This window comes from Nocardioides sp. NPDC057767, assembly GCF_042798275.1.
Taxonomy (GTDB): Bacteria; Actinomycetota; Actinomycetes; order Propionibacteriales; family Nocardioidaceae; genus Nocardioides.
This window is the reverse complement of record NZ_JBHVKJ010000015.1, coordinates 1-19473: the sequence shown is the minus strand read 5'-3', so window position 1 is coordinate 19473 and position 19473 is coordinate 1. Positions and strand designations below refer to the sequence as shown.

General features: G+C 69.1%; 21 protein-coding genes. 9 read left to right on the top strand and 12 right to left on the bottom strand.

Annotated features, from left to right (window positions below; genetic code table 11):
• Window positions 1-111 precede the first annotated feature (111 nt).
• Window positions 112-549 carry a molybdenum cofactor biosynthesis protein MoaE gene (locus ACFVDI_RS09930; protein WP_378903658.1) on the bottom strand — a complete coding sequence of 146 codons (438 nt, stop codon included), beginning with the start codon at window positions 547-549 and terminating at the stop codon, window positions 112-114.
• Window positions 550-605: 56 nt separating this feature from the next.
• Between ACFVDI_RS09930 and ACFVDI_RS09925 the strand changes: the two genes are divergently transcribed.
• Both ACFVDI_RS09925 and ACFVDI_RS09920 read left to right on the top strand, forming a co-directional pair.
• Window positions 606-1955 (top strand): zinc-dependent metalloprotease, encoded by a 1350-nt coding sequence (locus ACFVDI_RS09925; protein ID WP_378903655.1) that lies wholly within the window; start codon window positions 606-608, stop codon window positions 1953-1955.
• Window positions 1952-2491, top strand: a complete 540-nt coding sequence (locus ACFVDI_RS09920; RefSeq protein WP_378903652.1) for an NUDIX hydrolase — start codon at window positions 1952-1954, stop codon at window positions 2489-2491. Before ACFVDI_RS09925 ends, ACFVDI_RS09920 begins: the two co-directional genes overlap by 4 nt.
• Here the strand turns inward: ACFVDI_RS09920 and ACFVDI_RS09915 are convergent.
• A complete protein-coding gene (locus tag ACFVDI_RS09915) occupies window positions 2488-3324 on the bottom strand; it encodes a helix-turn-helix domain-containing protein (protein ID WP_378903649.1) in 837 nt (278 codons plus the stop codon). The two genes, ACFVDI_RS09920 and ACFVDI_RS09915, sit on opposite strands and share 4 nt — an antisense overlap.
• A 65-nt stretch (window positions 3325-3389) precedes the next feature.
• Between ACFVDI_RS09915 and ACFVDI_RS09910 the strand changes: the two genes are divergently transcribed.
• Window positions 3390-4049, top strand: a complete 660-nt coding sequence (locus ACFVDI_RS09910; RefSeq protein ID WP_378903646.1) for a dihydrofolate reductase family protein — start codon at window positions 3390-3392, stop codon at window positions 4047-4049.
• On the opposite strand, the gene ACFVDI_RS09905 is transcribed toward ACFVDI_RS09910, so the two are convergent.
• The gene (locus ACFVDI_RS09905; RefSeq protein WP_378903643.1) at window positions 3968-4513 is read right to left on the bottom strand and encodes a M48 family metallopeptidase; all 546 of its coding nucleotides are present in this window, start codon (window positions 4511-4513) and stop codon (window positions 3968-3970) included. The two genes, ACFVDI_RS09910 and ACFVDI_RS09905, sit on opposite strands and share 82 nt — an antisense overlap.
• A gap of 11 nt (window positions 4514-4524) precedes the next feature.
• The gene (locus ACFVDI_RS09900) at window positions 4525-5550 is read right to left on the bottom strand and encodes a PHP domain-containing protein (protein WP_378903640.1); all 1026 of its coding nucleotides are present in this window, start codon (window positions 5548-5550) and stop codon (window positions 4525-4527) included.
• Between the two features lie 544 nt (window positions 5551-6094).
• Here ACFVDI_RS09900 and ACFVDI_RS09895 point away from each other — a divergent pair.
• The 3 genes from ACFVDI_RS09895 (at window position 6095) to argS (ending at window position 9216) form a co-directional block, all read left to right on the top strand.
• Window positions 6095-6253, top strand: a complete 159-nt coding sequence (locus ACFVDI_RS09895; RefSeq protein ID WP_091051197.1) for a DUF5679 domain-containing protein — start codon at window positions 6095-6097, stop codon at window positions 6251-6253.
• 339 nt (window positions 6254-6592) lie between these two features.
• Window positions 6593-7360 (top strand): hypothetical protein, encoded by a 768-nt coding sequence (locus tag ACFVDI_RS09890; protein ID WP_378903637.1) that lies wholly within the window; start codon window positions 6593-6595, stop codon window positions 7358-7360.
• A gap of 146 nt (window positions 7361-7506) precedes the next feature.
• The gene (gene argS / locus ACFVDI_RS09885; RefSeq protein ID WP_378903874.1) at window positions 7507-9216 is read left to right on the top strand and encodes an arginine--tRNA ligase; all 1710 of its coding nucleotides are present in this window, start codon (window positions 7507-7509) and stop codon (window positions 9214-9216) included.
• A gap of 8 nt (window positions 9217-9224) precedes the next feature.
• Here argS and ACFVDI_RS09880 read toward each other — a convergent pair whose 3' ends face one another.
• From ACFVDI_RS09880 to ACFVDI_RS09870, 3 genes are all read right to left on the bottom strand, one after another.
• Complete coding sequence (locus tag ACFVDI_RS09880; RefSeq protein ID WP_186348934.1) at window positions 9225-9389, bottom strand: hypothetical protein; 165 nt, start codon at window positions 9387-9389, stop codon at window positions 9225-9227.
• 79 nt (window positions 9390-9468) lie between these two features.
• Window positions 9469-9951 (bottom strand): carboxymuconolactone decarboxylase family protein, encoded by a 483-nt coding sequence (locus ACFVDI_RS09875; RefSeq protein ID WP_378903634.1) that lies wholly within the window; start codon window positions 9949-9951, stop codon window positions 9469-9471.
• Complete coding sequence (locus ACFVDI_RS09870) at window positions 9948-11054, bottom strand: dihydrodipicolinate reductase (protein ID WP_378903631.1); 1107 nt, start codon at window positions 11052-11054, stop codon at window positions 9948-9950. Before ACFVDI_RS09870 ends, ACFVDI_RS09875 begins: the two co-directional genes overlap by 4 nt.
• A gap of 102 nt (window positions 11055-11156) precedes the next feature.
• Between ACFVDI_RS09870 and ACFVDI_RS09865 the strand changes: the two genes are divergently transcribed.
• On the top strand, window positions 11157-12803 hold the full coding sequence (locus tag ACFVDI_RS09865) for a GMC oxidoreductase (RefSeq protein WP_378903628.1): 1647 nt from the start codon (window positions 11157-11159) through the stop codon (window positions 12801-12803).
• 109 nt (window positions 12804-12912) lie between these two features.
• On the opposite strand, the gene ACFVDI_RS09860 is transcribed toward ACFVDI_RS09865, so the two are convergent.
• From ACFVDI_RS09860 to ACFVDI_RS09845, 4 genes are all read right to left on the bottom strand, one after another.
• Complete coding sequence (locus ACFVDI_RS09860; RefSeq protein WP_229788002.1) at window positions 12913-13077, bottom strand: hypothetical protein; 165 nt, start codon at window positions 13075-13077, stop codon at window positions 12913-12915.
• A 165-nt stretch (window positions 13078-13242) separates the two neighbouring features.
• Window positions 13243-13560, bottom strand: a complete 318-nt coding sequence (locus ACFVDI_RS09855; RefSeq protein ID WP_378903625.1) for a WhiB family transcriptional regulator — start codon at window positions 13558-13560, stop codon at window positions 13243-13245.
• 104 nt (window positions 13561-13664) lie between these two features.
• Window positions 13665-13880, bottom strand: a complete 216-nt coding sequence (locus ACFVDI_RS09850; protein ID WP_378903622.1) for a hypothetical protein — start codon at window positions 13878-13880, stop codon at window positions 13665-13667.
• Between the two features lie 139 nt (window positions 13881-14019).
• On the bottom strand, window positions 14020-16071 hold the full coding sequence (locus ACFVDI_RS09845; protein WP_378903619.1) for an ATP-dependent DNA helicase UvrD2: 2052 nt from the start codon (window positions 16069-16071) through the stop codon (window positions 14020-14022).
• 90 nt (window positions 16072-16161) lie between these two features.
• Here ACFVDI_RS09845 and ACFVDI_RS09840 point away from each other — a divergent pair, with 90 nt between their 5' ends.
• On the top strand, window positions 16162-16407 hold the full coding sequence (locus ACFVDI_RS09840; RefSeq protein WP_045551315.1) for a mycoredoxin: 246 nt from the start codon (window positions 16162-16164) through the stop codon (window positions 16405-16407).
• An 18-nt stretch (window positions 16408-16425) separates the two neighbouring features.
• On the opposite strand, the gene nudC is transcribed toward ACFVDI_RS09840, so the two are convergent.
• Window positions 16426-17337: an NAD(+) diphosphatase gene (gene nudC / locus ACFVDI_RS09835; RefSeq protein WP_378903616.1), complete on the bottom strand. Its 912-nt coding sequence runs from the start codon at window positions 17335-17337 to the stop codon at window positions 16426-16428.
• Between the two features lie 37 nt (window positions 17338-17374).
• Between nudC and ACFVDI_RS09830 the strand changes: the two genes are divergently transcribed.
• Complete coding sequence (locus ACFVDI_RS09830) at window positions 17375-19192, top strand: hypothetical protein (RefSeq protein ID WP_378903613.1); 1818 nt, start codon at window positions 17375-17377, stop codon at window positions 19190-19192.
• The last annotated feature ends 281 nt before the right edge of the window (window positions 19193-19473 follow it).

Below are 19473 nucleotides of genomic sequence, written 5' to 3'. Positions count from 1 at the left end.
GGAGCGGTCCTCGTCTGGACGCAGCGGAGCGAGGGAGCGAAGCGACTGAGCGCAGCGGAGGAAGACGAGGATCAAGCAGAGGCGCTCGCGAATTGCGAAGCAATCGCAAAGTTACGGCGTGCCGACCCATTCGTCGGTGCCGTCGGTGAAGGCCTGATGCTTCCAGATGGGCACCTCGGCCTTGAGGGTGTCGATGAGGTCGCGAGACGCGGCGAAGGCCTCGCCACGGTGGCCGGAGGCGGTGGCGACGATGACGGCGATGTCGCCGATGTCGAGATGGCCGACACGGTGGACGGCGGCGACACCCGCGACCCCGTGGTCGGCGGCGACCTTCTCGGCGACCTCGGCCAGGCGCGCGAGGGCGGTGGGATGGGCCTGGTAGTCGAGGCCGGTCACGCCCTTGCCCCCGTCGTGGTCACGTACGCGGCCGACGAAGAGAGTCACCCCGCCGGATGCGTCGTCGTCGAGCGCGTCCATCACCTCGGTGACATCGAGAGGGGTCTCCCGGATGTCCAGAAGCTTGACGGCGCCTTTCTTCGGTTCAGCCATGGGAACAGCGTAGTGCTTGCTGACAGCGGGCTTCCGTAACCGCGTAGGCTGGACACATGAGTCAGACCCCAGGTGGCCCCGACGAGCCGGAGGAGCCGGAGAACCCCTTCAAGGGCACGCCCTTTGAAGCGTTCTTCGGTGGTTTCCCCATCGGCGGCGTCGGCGGCGGCCCCGGCGGCATGCCTGACCTGAGCCAGATCTTCGGTCAGATCCAGTCGCTGCTACAGCCCTATGACGGCCCGCTGAACTGGGACGTCGCGATGGACCTCGCCCGAAAGGTCGCCGCGTCCACGCCCGACCCGACGCCTTCTCAGAAGCAGAAGGACGCGGTCGCCGACGCGATCCAGCTGGCCGACCACTGGTTGGAGGACACCACCTCCTTCCCGTCCGGCGTGAAGTCCGCCACCGCTTGGTCGAAGGCCGAGTGGCTGGTCAACACGCTGGACGCGTGGAAGCCGCTGATCGAGCCGGTCGCGGCCTCGACGGCGGCCGCGATGAGCGGTCAGCTGCCCGAGGAGATGAAGGCGCAGATGGGCCCGATGATCGGGTTCGTCGGCAAGGCGATGGGCGCGTTGTACGCGAACCAGGCCGGCACCGGCCTCGGTCACCTCGCCGGCGAGGTCATCTCGGTCTCCGACATCGGCATCCCGCTGGCCGAGACCGGCCAGGCGGCGCTGCTCCCGGTCAACGTCGAGCCCTTCGCCGAGGGTCTGGGGGTCAGCACCGACGACGTGCTGCTCTTCCTGGCTCTGCGCGAGGCGGCCCACCAGCGGCTCTTCGCCGGCGTGCCGTGGCTGCGCGACCATGTGGTCACCGCCGTCACCGACTACGCGCAGGGCGTCGAGCTCAACATGGAGGCCATGCAGCAGCGGATCGAGGAGCAGATGCGCGGCCTCGACCTCTCCGCGATGCAGGACCCCACGCAGCTGCAGAACATGTTCGAGGAGGGCATGTTCGAGGTGCCCGACTCGCCGGTTCAGAAGGCCGCGCTGGAGCGGCTCGAGATCGTGCTGGCGCTCGTGGAGGGCTGGGTCGACGAGGTCGTCGCCCTGGCCACCGCCGAGCGGATGCCGGTCGCGGCGCAGCTGCAGGAGGCCGTACGCCGCCGCCGCGCTGCCGGCGGTCCGGCCGAGCAGACCTTCGCGACCCTGGTCGGGCTCGAGCTGCGTCCGCGACGCCTGCGGGACGCGGCCGCGCTGTGGGGCTCGCTGCGCACCCGGCAGGGCATCGAGGCCCGCGACGGCGTCTGGATGTCGCCGGCGCTGCTGCCCACCTCGGCAGATCTCGACGACCCCCTCGGCTTCCGTGAGGGTGCCGAGGCCCCCGACGTCGAGTCGATCGACTTCGACGAGGAGCTCAAGAAGCTGCTCGGCGGGACCGACTCCGACAACCCGGGCGAGGAGTGAGCCTGCACGCTGACGCGCTCGCGGCCCTGCGGGCGTGGGCTGCTCCGTCGGCTCCGCAGGAGACCTTGCGGAAGCGCTACGTCGCCCACCTCGAGGCCGAGCCCACCGGAGTCTTCAAGTCGTGCGTCCCCGACCACCTGACCGCCTCGTGCGTGGTGCTCTCCGACGACGGCTCCGCGGTGCTGCTGACCCATCACCGCAAGGCGCGGCGCTGGTTCCAGTTCGGTGGTCATCTCGAGCAGGGCGACCCGACCCTGTGGGCGGCCGCGGCCCGCGAACTGCGTGAGGAATCCGGCGTGCCGGACCTGGTGCCGTTGCCCGGGCTGGTGCAGCTCTCCGAGCACCCGGTGCCCTTCTGCGCTCCGTCAGGGGACGTCCATCACCTCGACGTGCGCTTCATGGCCGTCGCTCCTGCCGGTGCGGTTCCGGAGGTGAGCGAGGAGTCCCTGGACGTACGTTGGTGGCCGGTCGACGCGATCCCCGATCCCGAGGACAGCCTGATCGAGCTGATCAAGCTCGCGCAGGCTCGGCTCTAGCCCACACGCGAGCCGGCCGGGGTGGTCCCGAGCGCTGTATGCGCGGTCGGCCGCCGACTGGCGGCGAGAACGGCGGGCGGCTCGCCGGCGTACCTGACCGTGTCGCGGGTCAGATGGCTCTGGTCGGCATACCCATGGCGGGCCGCGACCTCGGCGACGGGCAGGCGGCCGAGATCGGCGGCGGCCCGTTCGAAACGTAGGACGCCCGCGGCGGCCTTCGGGGTGAGCCCGACGCTGCGCTGGAACAGGGTCGTGACGTGGCGGTGGCTCCAGCCGGTCTCGGCCACCAGGTCGCGGATGCGCGCCTGGCCCCCGGACTCGGCGATCCGGTCCCAGAGCCAGGACACCAGCGGGTCGGCCGGGTCACCGGCTCGCGCCAGCAGGGCAGACTGGACCAGATCGAACCTCTGCCGCCACGTACCGGCCTCGGCGAGCCGCTCCGAGAACGACGTTCCGAGTCCGGGGACCAGGTCCTCGACCGTCACCACGCTGGCCGCGATCTCCCGGCCCGGCACGCCGAGCAGCCGGGTGGCGCCGAGCGGCGTCAGGTAGACCTGCACGCAGGCGTGGCTGCGGCCGGATCGGGTCGAGACCGGCCCGGGCATGAAGCCGGAGAGGAAGGAGCCGTACGTCCCCTCCCCCACCCCGGCGGCGACGTCGACGATCTCGAAGGGGTCGCCGAAGGAGAGCAGCAGCGGCAGCAGCGTCCCGGCGGGTTGGCGCCGCTCGAGCGGAACGTCCGACTGCTCGCTGAAACCGACGACACCCGCCACCAGTCCCCGCAGGCCTGGGTGGGTGGGGAGTCGTACGAGCTCATGGTTCACGCCCGTCATGGACCGATCATCGCCGGTCGATTTCGTTCAAGCCAGTCGATTCGGTCGCGGCGCAGGATGTGGTCATGCGAAGACTTTCGATCGTGGAGTTCCTGAGCGTCGACGGAGTGATGCAGGGGCTGGGCTCCCCTGACGAGGACCGGGACGGTGGTTTCGAGCACGGCGGCTGGGGCGGACCGTTCGGGGCCGCCCTCGGAGAGGTCCTCTCCCCCGACATCGGCGCCCAGACGTCGGCCTACCTCTTCGGACGGCGCACCTACGAGAAGATGGCCGCATTCTGGCCGGCCCAGCCCGACACGGACCCGATGGCGGCGAGTCTCAACGCCACCCCGAAGTACGTCGCGACTCGCACGCTCCGCGACCTGACCTGGAGCGGGGCGACCGTGCTCGACACCGACGTCCTCGAGGCGGTGGGCGACCTCAAGGCCGACGGCTCGGGCAGCGTCGTCGTGCTCGGCAGCGGTGACCTCGTCCGCCAACTGATGGGAGCCGGGCTGGTCGACGAGCTGCGGCTGTTCCTGCACCCACTGCTGCTCGGCACCGGCAAGCGGCTCTTCGGCGGCCTGCCGCTGCCGAGCTCGTTGCAGCTCGTGGACATCGCCTCGACGAGCCTCGGGACCGTGGCGCTCACCTATGCCGTGGGTCAGTCGATCTCTTCGACGTCGTCCTCCTCCTCGCCAGGAGGAGGGGGGAGCTTGGCGGCGGCGGACCAGCCGGCCAGGTAGCCCTTGGCGCGCTCGGCCTGGGGGTAGCGGTCGACCCAGGCCCAGAAGGCGTCGTTGTGCTTGGCCTCGAAGAGGTGGGCGAGCTCGTGGACGAGCACGTAGTCGACGACCCATCCCGGCATGCCCCGCAGCCGGTCGCTCAGCCGGATCGAGCGGTCGCCGGGGGTGCACGAACCCCAGCGACTGTTCTGGTTGTCGACCCAGCGGACCGAGTCGGGCTTGGCCAGACCGCCGAAGTACTGGTCGCTCAGGGCGGCCGACCGTCGCATCAGGTCATCGTCACTGGGCTTGCGCCGCCGCTCGGCCTTCTCCAGCCGTGCGACCATCTGCTCGACCCATTCGGCCTCCTCGCGCTGCGACATCGCGGCCGGGATCATCACGATGATGCGGTCGCCGTCACGGTAGGCAGAGACCGTACGCCGACGCCGCTTGCTGCGCCGTACCTCGATCTCCGGGCCGTCCATAGTTCAAAAAACTACCTGTTCGCCCAGGCCAGCAGGCGGTCCCGCGGCCAGGTGTTGATGATCCGTTCCTCTTCGATACCCGCCGCGTCGGCTCGTTCACACCCCAGAACGAGGAAGTCGAGCTGCCCCGGAGCGTGTGCGTCCGAGTCGATCGAGAAGAGGCAACCGATGTCGCGAGCGAGCTCGAGAAGCTTGGTCGGCGGGTCTCTCCGCTCGGGCCGGGAGTTGATCTCGACAGCGACCTCGTGCTCGGCGCACGCCTCGAAGACCTTGCGGGCATCGAACTGGCTGCCGGGCCGGGTGCCGCGGTTGCCGGTGACCAGCCGGCCCGTGCAGTGGCCGAGGACGTTCATCCGCGTCGTGGAGACCGCTGTGACCATCCGCCTGGTCATCAGCTCCCTGTCCATCTTGAGCTTGGAGTGGACGCTGGCGACGCGGAGCTCGAGCTTCGCGAGCATCTCGTCGGACTGGTCGAGGCTGCCGTCGTCGAGGATGTCGACCTCGATCCCCTTCAGCAGGGTGAACCCGCGCCCGGCGAGGTGGTCGTTGACCGCGTCGACGACACCGAGCTGGCGTTCGAGGCGGGCGGCGCTGAGCCCGTTGGCGACGGTCAGGCGCGGACTGTGGTCGGTGAGCACGAGGTACTCGTGGCCCAGCTCGATCGCGGTGAAGGCCATCTCCTCGATCGGGGAGCCGCCGTCGGACCAGTCGGAGTGGCTGTGCAGGTCGCCGCGGAGCCTGGTCCGCAGCCCCTCCCCCGCCCCGCCGTCGGTCAGCGGACCGCCGTGGACCCGCTCGGTGTCCGCCAGCCGCTGCGGCACCTCGCCACGCGCGGCCTCGGTGATGACCTTGGCCGTGCTCGCTCCGACCCCGCTCAGCTCCGTCAGGGTGCCCTCGGCCGCGCGGCGGCGTACCTCCTCCTCGGGGAGCGGAAGGATCGCGGCCGCCGCGGTGCGGAAGGCCTTCACCTTGTAGCTGTCCTCACGGCCGCGCTCGAGCAGGAACGCGATCCGTCGCAGGGCTGCGACGGGGGACAACGCCTCGCCTACCAAATCTTCCTCCAACTATTTTTATCCTCCACAGCCGGTGGAGAATGCTTTTCGCAGGTCACGGTCTGTATTCAACCGATCATTCTCCATCCGTTCACCCTGGTTACCCACAGAAACGGGCATGTCTTCCACCGGCTGTCCCCAAGCAAAGCGGGGTTGTCCACATCTTGTCCACAAGGCTCGCGGAGTGGGACGTTGACGGGCTCCCACATCCTCTTTAAGTTCGATGTCAGTGGGACCCCCGGCGCCGCCGGACGGCCTTCGCAAGGGGAAGGCGAAGGACGATCCAGGCACCGGGGGTCCCTCCAGTTTTCGATCGCCTCCCAGGCCTCGCGGGAGCCTTCGATGCAACCTCGAAACCCCCGAATCCCCCGGTATGACGCCAACACGCCGACACTCGCTCGACAGCCCGTGTTGCCGCAGAAAGCGCCGCGTGTCGTAGGGTCGAGTCGGCTCGTCATGACGAGCTTCCGACGGGCTTCCCTGACAACCCCGTCGCGACGACCAGTGACACATAGGCAAGGAGGCCGTCATGGCGGAGACCTGGAGCGGCGAGTTCTACTGCGTGAAGTGCAAGGAGAAGCGCGAGGCGACCGGTGAGATCCGGGTGAACGACAAGGGCACCAAGATGGCCAAGGCCGTCTGCCCCGTCTGCAGCACCAACCTCAACCGCATCCTCGGTAAGGCCTGAGCCCGAGCCTGCGACCCCGCGACGAAGGAGCGGGGTCGCAACGCGAGGGGATCGAGCGAGCGCAGCGGGTGAGCCTGCGAACCCGCGAAGCGGGTCGAGATCCACGCTTCCCGGAGCGCTAGCCCAGCGCAGCTCGAGACCTACCAGTGCACGACTGGCGGCGGCGCCCCCGGCATGTCCGGCGGCGCCGCTGCCACGTTTTGCCGAGGCGTCGGCCCCGTCGGCCGAAGCGTCACGCTGGTGCCGACTCGACCGACGCGAGCGACGTCTCGGCAGGTTATCCACAGGGGTTGTGGATTGTTGATGCGCGGAATCTCGGGCGGTGTGAGACTCCCTGACATGAGCACGCGCTACCGGATTCGGCCGGGGTATGTGGCCGTACGACGTGATGAGACCCGACTTCAGATCGGCATCGACCCGCCTCGGCGGGCGATCGTGCAGGACAGCGTGGAGGTACGCCGCCTGCTAACCGACCTCGCCGCCGGCCGAGCGACCGAGCCCGATCATCTGCCCGGGCGGCATGCGATGCAGCAGCTTGCCAACGCCGGACTGGTGATCGACGCCGAGCGCAGCGAGCCGCCACCACGGGTCGGCTTCGACGGACCGCCGACGCTGGTCTCGGCAGCGCGGGCGCTGATCGGGGCAGACCTCACCGCCCAGCCGGACCTCGTCGTGTTCTTCTCCGACGGACCGCTGGACCGCGAGCGGACCGATGAGATGGTGCGCGCGGGCCGGGCACACCTTGTCGTCGAGAGCGGCCCCGACACCTGGACCGTGGGACCGCTGGTCGTTCCCGGCGTCACCGCCTGCCTGCGTTGCGTCGACGCGACCCTCGCCGAGGAGGACGACCGACGGGCGGTGGTGGTGAGCCAGCTCGTCGGCAACGAGGTGCCGAGCGACGCCCTGCTGCAGTCGCTGGCGCTCTCCTGGGCCGTACGCGACGCCCGCACCTACTTGGCCGGGCGCACCCCCGCATCGTGGTCGACGTCGGTGGTCCTCACCCGCGACGACGAGCCCACCCTGCGACCGTGGCTGCGACATCCCTACTGCGGCTGTGCGTGGGACCTGATCGCCTCGGCCAGGGCGGAGACGGGCGAACCGGCTTGACCTTCGACTCACCCCTCCGGCACCCTTGCGGACATGGTCACGAAGAGCGCGCTGCGACGACGAGGCATGGGTCTCTGACCCCGCCCTCGCGTCAGCCTGCCCTCTTCACCGTCTAGGACCCTCTCGTGCACGAGCACACCCTTGCCCTGTCCGCACACCTTCAGAACGCCGTCGTCGCCTGCTTCGGCGACGCCTACGCCGACATCGATCCCGAGCTGCGACCAACCACCCGGCCCGAGTTCGGGCACCTCCAGTCCAACCTCCCGCTCCGGCTGGCCGGTCTGCTCGGCCTGCCGCCGCGGGAGATCGGCGCCCGTCTCGTCGACGCCGTCGACGTCGACGAGCTCGCCACCCTCGAGCTGGCCGGTGCCGGGTTCCTCAACCTCACCTGGTCCCCCGCCGTCCTCGGCGAGGCCGTCGAGGACATGCTGACCGACCCGCAGCTGGGCGTACCCACGCCGCAGGTCCCGCAGCGGGTCGTCGTGGACTACTCCTCCCCCAACGTCGCCAAGCAGATGCACGTCGGCCACCTGCGTTCCACCGTCATCGGCGACTCCCTGGCCAGGGTGCTGGCCTACGCCGGCCACGAGGTGGTGCGACAGAACCATCTCGGCGACTGGGGCACCCAGTTCGGGATGCTGGTCGAGGAGCTGCTCGGCGAGGAGCTCCACGACCCTGCGGCCGTCGCCGACCTGGAGATGAGCGAGCTGCTCGCCCTCTACCAGCGGGCCAAGGCGCGCTTCGACGACGACCCGGGCTTCGCCGACTCGTCCCGGCGTCGGGTGGTGGCGCTGCAGTCCGGCGACCCGACCACGCTCGCGCTCTGGCAGGCGCTCGTGGACGCGTCGCTGACCGAGTTCGACGCCACCTACAGCCGGCTCGGCGTACTGCTGACCAGGGACGACTTCGACGGCGAGAGCCGCTACAACCCACGGCTTCCCGGCGTCGTCGAGGACCTTCGGGCAGCGGGGCTGCTGACCGAGTCGGCCGGCGCCCAGGTCGTCTACCCCGACGGCTTCACCGGTCGCGACGGCACGCCGCTGCCGCTGATCGTGCGGAAGGCCGGCGGCGGGTTCGGCTACGCCGCGACCGACCTCGCCACGATCCGGCACCGCATCGACGACCTGGCGGTCGACCGGGTCGTCTACGTGGTCGACCACCGGCAGAGCCACCACTTCGACATGGTCTTCGCCGTCGCCCGCGCCGCCGGCTGGCTGCCCGACTCGGTGGACGTCCAGCACATCGGCTTCGGCACCGTGCTCGGCGCCGACGGCCGGCCCTTCAAGACCCGCTCGGGTGAGACGGTCACCCTCACCTCGCTCCTCGACGACGCCGAGGAGGCCGTCGCCGCGCGCTACGACAACCCCGAGGCCGTACGCGCCGTGGCCAACGCCGCCGTGAAGTACGCCGACCTCTCCAACCACCTCGCCCGCGACTACGCCTTCGACGTCGCCCGGATGTCGGCCACCACCGGCGAGACCGGCCCGTATCTGCAGTACGCCCACGCCCGGGTGTGCAGCATCCTCGCGCAGACACCGCAGCAGACGTACCCTTCGACAAGCTCAGGACATCGCGCCGTCGGCACCCTGTCCCACCCGGCCGAGCAGCGGCTCGCACTGGAGCTGACCGGGTTCGCAGCCGTGGTCGCCAAGGTCGTGGACACGTTGGAACCGCATCACCTCACGGCGTACCTCTACGGTCTGGCGACAGCGCTGACCGCCTTCTACGAGAACTGTCCCGTGCTCAAGGCGGACGGTGAGGTCAGGCAGACCCGGCTCGCGTTGTGCGAGGCGACCCGGCGAGTGCTGTCAGAGGGACTCGGGCTCCTCGGCATCGAGGCGCCACAACGGTTGTGACTGGGTGTCTAGGCCCACCAGTCGGAGTCGAGCTTGGCTTCCATGGAGCGCACGTGACGTCGCGAGCAGGCCTCGCAGAACGCCTTCGAGCGCCCACGCTCAACCGCGGTGGTCCATGCGAGGAGGCGGTTGGGGTCGGCCTCGTAGCATCCGCAGAAATCGCAGGTCTTCATGCCTCAACGATAGGTCGAGATCCTGCGGTTCAGAGGGCGCAACACCGAAATTCTGCATCACCTGATTGTCAGGGCCGTGTTACCTCCGGGCGGGCAGCATGCAGGCGGTGTCGAGGCCCAGGACGTGGTTGAGCCGACCGAACGCCAGCCACGATCCGAGGCACATGCTGAGCTCGACGATCTCGGCATCGGTGTAGTGGGCCGACATCCGGTCCCAGAAGTCCTGGTCGATGCCGTGATGGTCGATCGCATAGCGTTCGGCGTACTCGGCGGCGAGGCGGGTGCGGTCGTCGAATGCGTCGGTCGTACGCCATTCCTCGACCGCCTCGGCGAACGACTCCTCGACCTTCTCCCCGTCACGCTCCGTGCGCCAGTCGAGGCAGAAGACGCAGCCGTTGATCTGCGCGATCCGCAGCCGGGCGGCCTCGAACTCGCGGAGCCCGAGGGTGGTGTGCTCGTAGACGGCGAGCGAGAGACCGGCCGCAGCCGGGCCGATCCCGGGGACCATCTGGCCCCAGACGTACGCGATCGGCTCCTGCCCCTCGGGGACGTCGATGATCATGCGGTCACACCTTCCTGAACGGCGGCGGCCCTGGCCGCGCCGAGCCTGCCCGTCGCCGGACGCAGCGGCACGTCCAGCGCGTCGTAGAGTCCGGGACCTGCATCGATGAGCCACTCGATCGCGCCGACGAGCCGCCCGACCGCGGTGGCGTTGCCGCCGGCCGCCCGGTTGCCGGCCTTGTCGGTCGCCTCGACCGTCACCTCGATCCGCGGGTCGCCCTCGATGATCACCCGGTGGGCGCCGTCGCCGTCGGGCGGCGTCGGCCAGTGCGGGGCACAGGAAGGATGGATGCGGGTGACGTGCTCGACGACGATGAGCGGCTCGCCGCCGACGATCCCCTGGACCTCGAAGCGCACCGCACCTTGGGTGCCCTTCTCGAACGCCCCCATCGACGCGGTCGTCACGGTCTCGTCCAGCGGCAGCCGCTCGACCGTCTCCCGGATCTCGTCGAGCTCGACCTCGAGCCCGCGGGCGATCAGCCTGACCTGTCCGCCCCACACCATCGTCGGCACGGTCTCGGCCAGCATCGGCGCGTCGTAGTCCATCGGTTGGCCCATCCCGACGAGATAGCGGACGGAGTCGGGTTGGTCGTAGGTCGAGTAGTCGAAGATCTCCTGACACCGGACGACGTCCACGGTGCTTCCCAGACCGCTGACCAGCAGCGGCAGCACGTCGTTGGCCCAACCGGGGTCGACCCCGGAGACCAAGAGGGATCCGCCGCCCTCGGCGATCGCGGCCAGCACCGGCTCGCGCATCTCCGCCGGGGCGTTGCGCTGGTCGTAGAGCGCGTAGAGAGCGGGGGTGACGACCACCGCGCCGGACCGGAGCGCTCGCACGATGTCGGCGAGGGCCTCGTCCGGACGGATGTCGCCCGACGCGGCGTACACGATGGCCTGCGGACGCGTCGCGAGCACCGCGTCGATGTCGTCGGTGGCGGCGACGCCGATTTCGCGGCCGACCTCTCCGAGATCACCCGCGTCACGACCGACCTTCGCAGGGTCGTGGACGAGCACGGCGGTGAGCTCGAGTCGTGGATGTGCATCGACGGCCCGGATGGCGAGTCGACCGATGTTTCCCGTGCCCCATACGCATGCGGTGACCATGCGACCTCCCTGTCGCTCTGCGTGAATGTTGCGAAACCCCTGACACCCCCACCGGCATACTAGAACATGTTCTAGCAATCAGTGATGAAAAGGGAGGTCATCTTGAGCAACACACCACGACACGACCGGTCGCGCGGGCTCTCGCGCCGGGGATTCGTGCTCGGCGCGGGCTCGCTGGCTGGGGTCGGGATGCTGGGAGGAGCATTCGGAACCAGCCCGACCTGGGCGTCGGCAGCCGCGTCGTCGATCGGCAACGGCGCACAGGTGCCGGTGCTGGTCATCGGGAGCGGCTACGGCGGCTCGGTCGCCGCCCTGCGTCTGGCCCAGGCAGGCATCAACGTCCACATGGTCGAGATGGGCCAGGACTGGGCCACGGTCGCGCCCGGCCCGGACGGCAAGATCCATCCGAAGGTGAGCGCTCCGGACTATCGGTCCTTCTGGATGCGTACGCGGACCAAGCAGCCACTCAGCAACTTCCTGGGGTTTCCCATCGACAAGGACGTCCCGAAGTACGCCGGCATCCTGGACGCCGAGGACTTCGCCGGTATCTCCGTCTACCAGGGACGAGGAGTCGGCGGCGGCTCACTCGTCAACGGAGGCATGGCCGTCACCCCGAAGCGGGAGAACTTCGGAGCCGTCCTGCCCTCGGTGGACGCCGCGGAGATGTACTCCACCTACTACCCGCGCGCCAATGCAGCCCTCGGCGTCGGATCGGTCGACCCCGACTGGTTCGAACGGACCTCGTACTACCAGTACTCACGTGTGGGCCGGAAGCATGCTCAGCGCTCGGGTTTCGCGTGGACGTTCGTACCGGACGTGTACGACTGGAACTACATGATGGCCGAGGACAACGGCAGCGTCCCGAAGTCGGCGCTGGCCCAGGAGGTCATCTACGGAAACAACCACGGCAAGAGGACGCTGCCGAAGACGTACCTCGCCCAGGCAGCCGCCACCGGGAAGGTCACGATCTCCTCGCTGCACCGGGCCACATCGGTTCGGCCCGCGGCGACGGGTGGGTACGACGTCGTCCTGGAACAGATCAACACCGCCGGCGACGTGGTGACGACGAAGACGGTCAACGCGGGGAAGGTGTTCTTCGCGGCCGGAAGCGTCGGTACGAGCAAGCTGCTGGTGAAGCTGAAGGCGACCGGCGCGCTGCCCGCGCTGAACGGCGAGATCGGCCAGGGCTGGGGCGACAACGGCAACGTGATGGTCGGACGCGCCAACCACATGTGGGACCCGACCGGTGACGTGCAGTCGACGATCCCGTGCTCGGGCATCGACAACTGGGACGCCGGCGGCGCCTTCGCCGAGGTCGCGCCTCTGCCTGCCGGTCTCGAGACGTTCGCGTCCTTCTATCTCGCGATCACCAAGACCCAGCGGCGGGCCGCGTTCAGCTACAACCCGACGAGCGGCAAGGTCGACCTGTCCTGGCAGACCGCCTGGAAGCAGGACTCGATCACGATGGCGAAGACGATCTTCGACAAGATCAACAAGACCGAAGGGACGATCTACCGGACCGACCTGTTCGGCACGAACAAGATCTGGGGCGACCACCTGACCTATCACCCGCTGGGCGGTGCGGTCCTGAACAAGGCGACCGACAACTACGGCCGACTGCACGGCTATGACGGGCTCTACGTCATCGACGGCGCGCTCATCCCCGGCAACACGAGCGTCAACCCGTTCGTCACGATCACCGCCCTCGCGGAGCGGAACATCGAGAGGATCATCGCGACCGACCTCTGACGGGGCTCGGCTGAAATATAGGACCGGCCAGTCCGAGGGTTTCTCGGACTGGCCGGTCATCTTCCACACCCGCGATCAGAGGGGTGAGGCCTGATGTCCCATGGGGGACTTACAGCGCGCGGGCAAGAGCCAGCTTCGCCTGGACGGCGGCTCGCTCGGCCTTGCGGCCCAGGCGAGCGGCCTTGACGAGGGCATGGCCTCGCCGCAGTTCACGCGCCTCTCCCAGGCGCGCGGACATTTGCGCGCGCGCCAGGTCTTCGTAAAGCAAGTTCATCTGAGTGCTCCGTACTCGGTTGGTGTTCATGTCTGTTGTCGTCCCTCTTCGAATGCCGACCTGCTGGTCAGCGGGCTCCTGCGCCCATGGTCATCACAATCGTGTTCATAGCTGTTGCCTTTCGTCGTTGAAACGGCGGTCTGTGCTTCGGTGCTGTTCGGTCGATCAGGCGGCGTCCTTGCGGGGCCGGCCACGGGGCCGCTTGCGCGGGATCACCTTCCCCTGCAGGAGCAGCTGGCCACCCCAGACGCCCCAGGGCTCACGCCGGTCGAGGGCGCCGGCGAGGCAGAGCGGCTGCACGGGGCAGGTCGCGCAGAGCGCCTTGGCGAACTCGACGTCGGCAGGGGACTCGGCGAACCACAGTTCGGGGTTGTTGGCCCGGCAGGGCAGCAGGTCCTCGTCGTAGCGGTTGGCGCGGTCATGGAGAACACCGAGAGTGGTCTCGACGGGCTCGAGCACCGATGGTTCGAGAGTGCTGGTCATATGTACACCTCCTTTGTGACTGATCGCGGGTTTTGAGAAACAGAAAGGCCGCGGATCCCGGGTTTCGGGTTCCGCGGCCTGGAGGCTGCTGTGACTACGTGGTTCTACGTAGTCGGACAGCTCCAGGCTCGAATCCCGTGGGACTTGACCTTGATGGCATCCGCCTGCGGGGACACGAGTCCCTCGACGCGCATGCCGTAACCGGCGCCCATAAAGGCACCGGTAGCCGGGGTGGCCCAGGTCGGACCGGACAGCTCGGGGTGGCCGCACGCGGACATGGCGATGCCATTGATCGGCGTCTGGATCGTGTTGATCTTCACTGGGGCCACCTCCTTCGGGGCTGTCGGGCGCGCTCAACAGGCACGCGGGCTTTACTTGATGAAAGAACAGTAACCGGCCGGGCAGGTCGGCCGCAAACGATTAAACCGGTTGATTTCGAGGAATTTCTCTGGAGGGTTTTCAGGCTTCGGCGGCGATCACATCAAGGACTTCCGACCCGTACGCCTCCACCTTGCCGCGGCCGATGCCGGCGATGCGCTGCAGATCCTGGAGCGTGCCCGGCTTCTGCTCGGCGATCTGCTCCAGGGTCGCGTCGGTGAAGACCACGAAGGCAGGCTTGCGGATCGCCTCGGCGGTGTCCTTGCGCCACTGCTTCAGTCGGCCGTAGAGCTCCTCGTCGTAGGGCGCGTCACAGCCGTCGTGTCGGCCCATCCGCTTCTCGGCGGCCGAGCCGAGCGGCCCGCCGCAGGCCTTGCACATCCGGGCCTTCCCGGAGCCCGGGCGCCGTGCCGGAGCCGTGGAACGCGCCGGGCGCAGCGGATCGAGGAACCGCGACGGCCGGCGCCGCGCGGCCTGGCCCGGCTGGCGCGCCAGTGCCCAGGACAGGGTCAGGTCCACCCGCGCCCGGGTGAGGCCGACGTAGAGCAGGCGTCGCTCCTCCTCGATCTCGGCCGGCGTCGGCTCCTCCCCGCGGAGGATGAACGGCATCGTGCCGTCCTGGAGCCCTACCAGGAAGACCGAGTCCCACTCGAGTCCCTTGGCGGCGTGGAAGGTCGCCAGGGTCACGCCCGACGGCACCGGTGCATGCTGCTCGGCCGCGCGACGATCGAGCTCGGCGACGAGGCCCGCCAGGTCGCCGCCGGCCGCGGCAAAGGCACGCGCCTGGTCGATCAGCGCCTGCCACGACTCCCAGCGGTCCCGGGTCTGGCCGCGGCCGTCCGGCGGCTCCGAGGTCCAGCCCATCCCGGCCAGGATCCCGTGGACCGACTCCAGCAGCTCGTCACCGATCACCGCTCCCTGGCCACCTCGCGCCGCGCCTCGGATCCGGGTCACCGCCTCGCGGACCTCGGGCCGGTCGAAGAACCTGGCGGCGCCGCGCACGACGTAGGGGATCCGGCGGGCGGTCAGGGCGTCTTCGTAGGCCTCGGACTGGGCGTTGATCCGGAACAGGATCGCCATCTCGTTGTAGGGCTTGCCGGACTGGTGCAGACGCAGGATCTCGGCGGCGACGCCCTCGGCCTCGGCGACCTCGTCGGGCTGCTCGACGTGCTCCACGGCCGGTCCCGCGTCGCGCTGCGCCTGCAGCTGGACACCGGCGCTGGGCGTGCCTTCCAGGATCTTGTTGGCCGCTCGCACCACCTGGGGCGAGGAGCGGTAGTTGCGGACCAGCTCGACCGAGGTGGCGCCGGGATGCTTCTTCGGGAAGTCACGGAGATAGGCCGCGTCGGCGCCGGCGAAGGTGTAGATCGTCTGGGCCGGGTCGCCGACGACGCAGATCTCGTTGCGTCCGCCCAGCCACAGGTCGAGCAGGGCCGACTGCAGCGGCGAGACGTCCTGGAACTCGTCGACGGTGAACCACTTGTATTGCCGCCTGACCTGCGCCGCGACCCGCTCGTCGTGCTCCAGGAGCCCGGCGGTCAGCAGCAGCACGTCCTCCATGTCCATGCGGGCCTGGGTGCGCTTGACGTCCTCGTAGGCCGCGTAGATGTGTCCCACCATCGACGGGGTCAGCCCGCCGACCTCCCGGCCCCGCGCCTCGGCCGACTTCGGGTAGTCGTCGGGGTGGACGTTGGAGACCTTCGACCACTCGATCTCCGAGGCCAGGTCGCGCGCTAGGGCCTGGTCGACATTGACCCGCTGGCGCTGCGCGGCCGCGCGGATGAGCGGGATCTTCGACTCGGTCAGGGTGGGCAGCTCGGTGCCGTAGACCTTCGGCCAGAAGAACCGCAGCTGGCGAAGGGCGGCGGAGTGGAAGGTGCGCGCCTGGACCGCACCGGCGCCCATGGCACGCAGCCGCTGCCGCATCTCCCCCGCGGCCCGGGTGGTGAAGGTGACCGCGAGGACCTCCTGCGGCGCGTAGACGCCGGTGGCGACGCCGTAGGCGATCCGGTGGGTGATCGCCCGGGTCTTGCCCGTCCCCGCACCCGCCAGCACCCGGACCGGACCACGCAGCGCCTCGGCCACCCGGCGTTGCTCGGGGTCGAGGGCGGCGAGGAGGGACTCGGGGGTCATGGGCGGGAAGAACTCCTCGGGGTGGGAACGTTGTGCCTTGCGGGTCAACACTATTGGCTCGCACCGACAGTTCTGATGAGGAGAGTCCCGATGAGTAGCTTCACCATGTACACCACGCCCTGGTGTGGATACTGCCAGCGACTCAAGGGACAGCTCGGCCGTGAGGACATCACCTTCGACGAGGTCGACATCGAGCAGGTGCCCGAGGCCGCCCAGATCGTCGAGCAGGTCAACGGCGGCAACCAGACCGTCCCCACCCTCGTCTACTCCGACGGCACCGCGATGACCAACCCGTCGATCGCCCAGGTCAAGGCGAAGCTCGCCGAGCTGGTCTGATCCCTGCTCGGGCTCCCGTCACCACGACCCGGGCAGCTCGCCGCCGTACCAGGCCTCGACCAGCGACCGGCTGATCGAGATGCCGCTGGGCAGCTTGATCTCGCCGCTCTCCGCGACCGCGGCGAGATCGGCGCGGGTGAACCAGCGCGCCTCGCGGATCTCGTCCTCGTCGACCGTGATCTCGGTCGACGCCGCACGTGCGAAGAAGCCGAGCATCAGGCTGGCCGGCAGCGGCCACGGCTGGTTGCCGAAGTAGTCGACCTGCCCGACTCGTACGCCGACCTCCTCGGCGACCTCGCGACGGACCGCGTCCTCGAGCGACTCCCCCGGCTCGACGAAGCCGGCGAGGGTGGAGAAGTTGGGGGCGGGCCAACGGGTGTGGTTGCCGAGCAGGCAGCGCTCCTCCTCGGTCCCGGGCTCCCCCGACGTCACCAGCATGATCACCGCCGGGTCGGTGCGCGGGAAGGTCAGGTGGCCCTCCGGGCAGGCCAGCTCGTGACCGGCCGCGCGGGGCATCAGGCTGCCGCCGCACCGCGAGCAGAACCGGGTCGCCCGGTGCCACTCGGCCAGGCCGATCGCGTGCATCAGGAAGCTCGCCTCGGTGGTGTCGGCGAGCATCGCCGGGAAGAGTCCGCGCAGGTCGCGCCAGCTCTCCCCGGCCTCCTCGCGTCCGGTGAGCACGGCGAACCTGGCTCCTTCGGAGGTGTCTCCGAGGAGCAGCCGGATCCCCTCCGGAGACTCCGCCGGCGTACGCCACCTCACTCCGGTCTCGCCGGACGGCTCGACCCGGTTGCCGGCGACCACGAGCACCCTCGTGGTCTCGTCCGTCCAGGCCTTCTCGACCCAGCCGTCGTCGGCACGCAGATGGCCGGATCGGTCGTGGGGGTCCTGGGTGATTCTCAGATGGATGGGCAGCTTCGGGGAGTCCACCCGTCAGAGCCTATGAGGTGGGTATATGTTCCGCGGCGTGGATCGGTTCTGGCGCATCGCCGCTGTCGTCTCCGTCGTGGTCGCTCTCGCGATCAACGTCTACGTCGCCTGGGGCTCGAACCTCTCGTTCATGTACGACGAGATCGGCACCGTCATCCACGGCCGGACCGTTCTGGGCCTCGACTCGCCGCAGCTGAACACCCCCGGCTACTACCCCGGCTGGGGCGTGCTGCTGGCACCGTTGTGGCTGATCACGTCGAATGTCTTCGTCTTCTACCAGCTGGCGATCGTCGTCGGTCTGGTGATCAGCATGCTCACGATCTGGCCGCTGGCGCGGGTCGCGGTGCGGCTCAGCGGCGTCACCCCGGCGCAGGGCGTGGTCGCCGGCGCCATCGTGACCGCCCTGCCACCGCGCGCCATCCAGGCCGACTACATCCTCTCCGAGCGGCTGGTCACGCTGCTCGTCGTCGTGGCGACGCTGGTCGCGTTCCGGCTCTGGGAGAAGCCGACCTACCGCGGCGTACTTCTGCTCAGCCTGGTCACCGCGCTGGCTCTCTTCTCCCACGCCCGGATGCAGGTCTTCGTCGCCGCGGTCGCGCTGTGGCTGATCTGCCTCCTCGCGCACGGCCTCCTCGTACGCAAGCGGCAGGTCGCCCTCGTCGCCCTCGTCGGGCTGGTCGCCACCGGTGGGCTCGCCGTGGTCGCCAACAAGGCTGCGCTCTGGTTCCACGCGCAGCTGGTGCCGTGGAAGTTCATCCAGGCGCAGGGCTTCTTCGAGAAGGTCACGCAGGCCAACCCGCGGTACTGGGTCGACACCTTCGCCGGTGAGGCCTGGACGCAGATGATCGGCAGCTTCGGCGTCGTGGTCGTCGGCCTGGTCGTGGTGACCGCGGCGTTCTGGAAAGAGCTTCGTGGGCGGCAGGTGGGGCCTGCCGGGTTCGTGCTGATCGCGGCCGGCTCGATGTACGTCCTCAGCTGCCTGAACTGGGGCAACGAGTACTCGCTGTTCACCATGGAGTGGCGGCGCTTCGACTACTGGATCTACGGGCGCTACATCGACCCGGTCTTCGCGGTCCTGGTGCTGGCCGGGGTCTGCGCGGCGATCCAGGCCGTACGCTCCCGGGCCGTCCTCGTCTGGACCTGGGTGATCGTCGCCGGGATCTCGCTGGTGACCATCCTCGTCGTCGCCCCCGACGCACCCACCTGGGCCTACACCACCCCGGCGCACATCCCGGGCGCGATCCCGTGGTGGTGGGCACTTCCCGGCGGCCAGTTCCCGCAGCCCGGGCCGATCCCGTCCTTCACCAACGACAACCGCTTCTGGCTGATCGCAACCCTCTGCTCGCTGGTGCCGTTGGCGATCTGGACGCTCCTTTCGGCCCTCTCCCGGCGCAGCTTGTGGCTCTCCGACCGGGTGCGCTCGGTGGTCGTCACCGCCCTCGTCCTGGCCGTGGGCACCGCCGGCTCTGCCGTCGCCGACGTGGCCTCCGACAAGTTCCACGACCGCTTCGACCACGCCACTCCGGTGGTCGACGACCTTCGCTCGATCCTCGCCGAGCACCCCGACGCGGTCGTGGCCTACGACGACAACTGCCCCCGACGGCGCTCCGCGATGAACTCCGAGCGCAACTGGTTGATGTGGTGGATGCTCCCCACCATCGTCGAGCGCGAGTGGGAGTGGGGCGACGACATCGTCTTCTCCTGCCCGCAGGGCGAGCCCGCCTTCGTCACCGGCGCGGTGATGTTGCGAGAGCGGCCCTTCCCGTACGCCACCGTCTGGATCCTTCCCGGTGATCTGCTCGACTCGCTGCGTGAGTCCGGGGAGCTGCCTGAGGTTGCTCGGACGGTGAAGTAGCTTTTTGCTGATCGCGTCGTCTTCGAGTTTGCGTCGGGTCTGGCGTCGGTAGAGGACTGATCTTTCTGGCTGGAGTGGGCCGCCGACCCTTTCCTTGAGGGTCTTCTCGACCTGGCCCGGAGTAAAGGACGGCCTTCGGCCGCCGGCTTCGCCGGTCGCCTTCGGCGATCCTTGACACCGGACCACGTCGAGAAAGATTTGGCTGGCTATCAGGGGCGGCGGCCCCAGTGTGGCCGCGGCACAATCACCTACGGGAGAGGGCTGCTCCACGCCGATAGCAC

What these genes read in the sequence shown, in the direction of transcription:
- ACFVDI_RS09910 (WP_378903646.1), top strand. Translation starts at nt 3,390, where the DNA reads ATGCGAAGACTTTCGATCGTGGAGTTCCTGAGCGTCGACGGAGTGATG.
- ACFVDI_RS09905 (WP_378903643.1), bottom strand. Translation starts at nt 4,513, where the DNA reads ATGGACGGCCCGGAGATCGAGGTACGGCGCAGCAAGCGGCGTCGGCGT.
- ACFVDI_RS09845 (WP_378903619.1), bottom strand. Translation starts at nt 16,071, where the DNA reads ATGACCCCCGAGTCCCTCCTCGCCGCCCTCGACCCCGAGCAACGCCGG.
- ACFVDI_RS09880 (WP_186348934.1), bottom strand. Translation starts at nt 9,389, where the DNA reads ATGAAGACCTGCGATTTCTGCGGATGCTACGAGGCCGACCCCAACCGC.
- ACFVDI_RS09855 (WP_378903625.1), bottom strand. Translation starts at nt 13,560, where the DNA reads ATGACCAGCACTCTCGAACCATCGGTGCTCGAGCCCGTCGAGACCACT.
- ACFVDI_RS09870 (WP_378903631.1), bottom strand. Translation starts at nt 11,054, where the DNA reads ATGGTCACCGCATGCGTATGGGGCACGGGAAACATCGGTCGACTCGCC.
- ACFVDI_RS09875 (WP_378903634.1), bottom strand. Translation starts at nt 9,951, where the DNA reads ATGATCATCGACGTCCCCGAGGGGCAGGAGCCGATCGCGTACGTCTGG.
- ACFVDI_RS09860 (WP_229788002.1), bottom strand. Translation starts at nt 13,077, where the DNA reads ATGAACTTGCTTTACGAAGACCTGGCGCGCGCGCAAATGTCCGCGCGC.
- ACFVDI_RS09895 (WP_091051197.1), top strand. Translation starts at nt 6,095, where the DNA reads ATGGCGGAGACCTGGAGCGGCGAGTTCTACTGCGTGAAGTGCAAGGAG.
- ACFVDI_RS09925 (WP_378903655.1), top strand. Translation starts at nt 606, where the DNA reads ATGAGTCAGACCCCAGGTGGCCCCGACGAGCCGGAGGAGCCGGAGAAC.
- ACFVDI_RS09930 (WP_378903658.1), bottom strand. Translation starts at nt 549, where the DNA reads ATGGCTGAACCGAAGAAAGGCGCCGTCAAGCTTCTGGACATCCGGGAG.
- ACFVDI_RS09840 (WP_045551315.1), top strand. Translation starts at nt 16,162, where the DNA reads ATGAGTAGCTTCACCATGTACACCACGCCCTGGTGTGGATACTGCCAG.
- ACFVDI_RS09915 (WP_378903649.1), bottom strand. Translation starts at nt 3,324, where the DNA reads ATGACGGGCGTGAACCATGAGCTCGTACGACTCCCCACCCACCCAGGC.
- ACFVDI_RS09890 (WP_378903637.1), top strand. Translation starts at nt 6,593, where the DNA reads ATGAGCACGCGCTACCGGATTCGGCCGGGGTATGTGGCCGTACGACGT.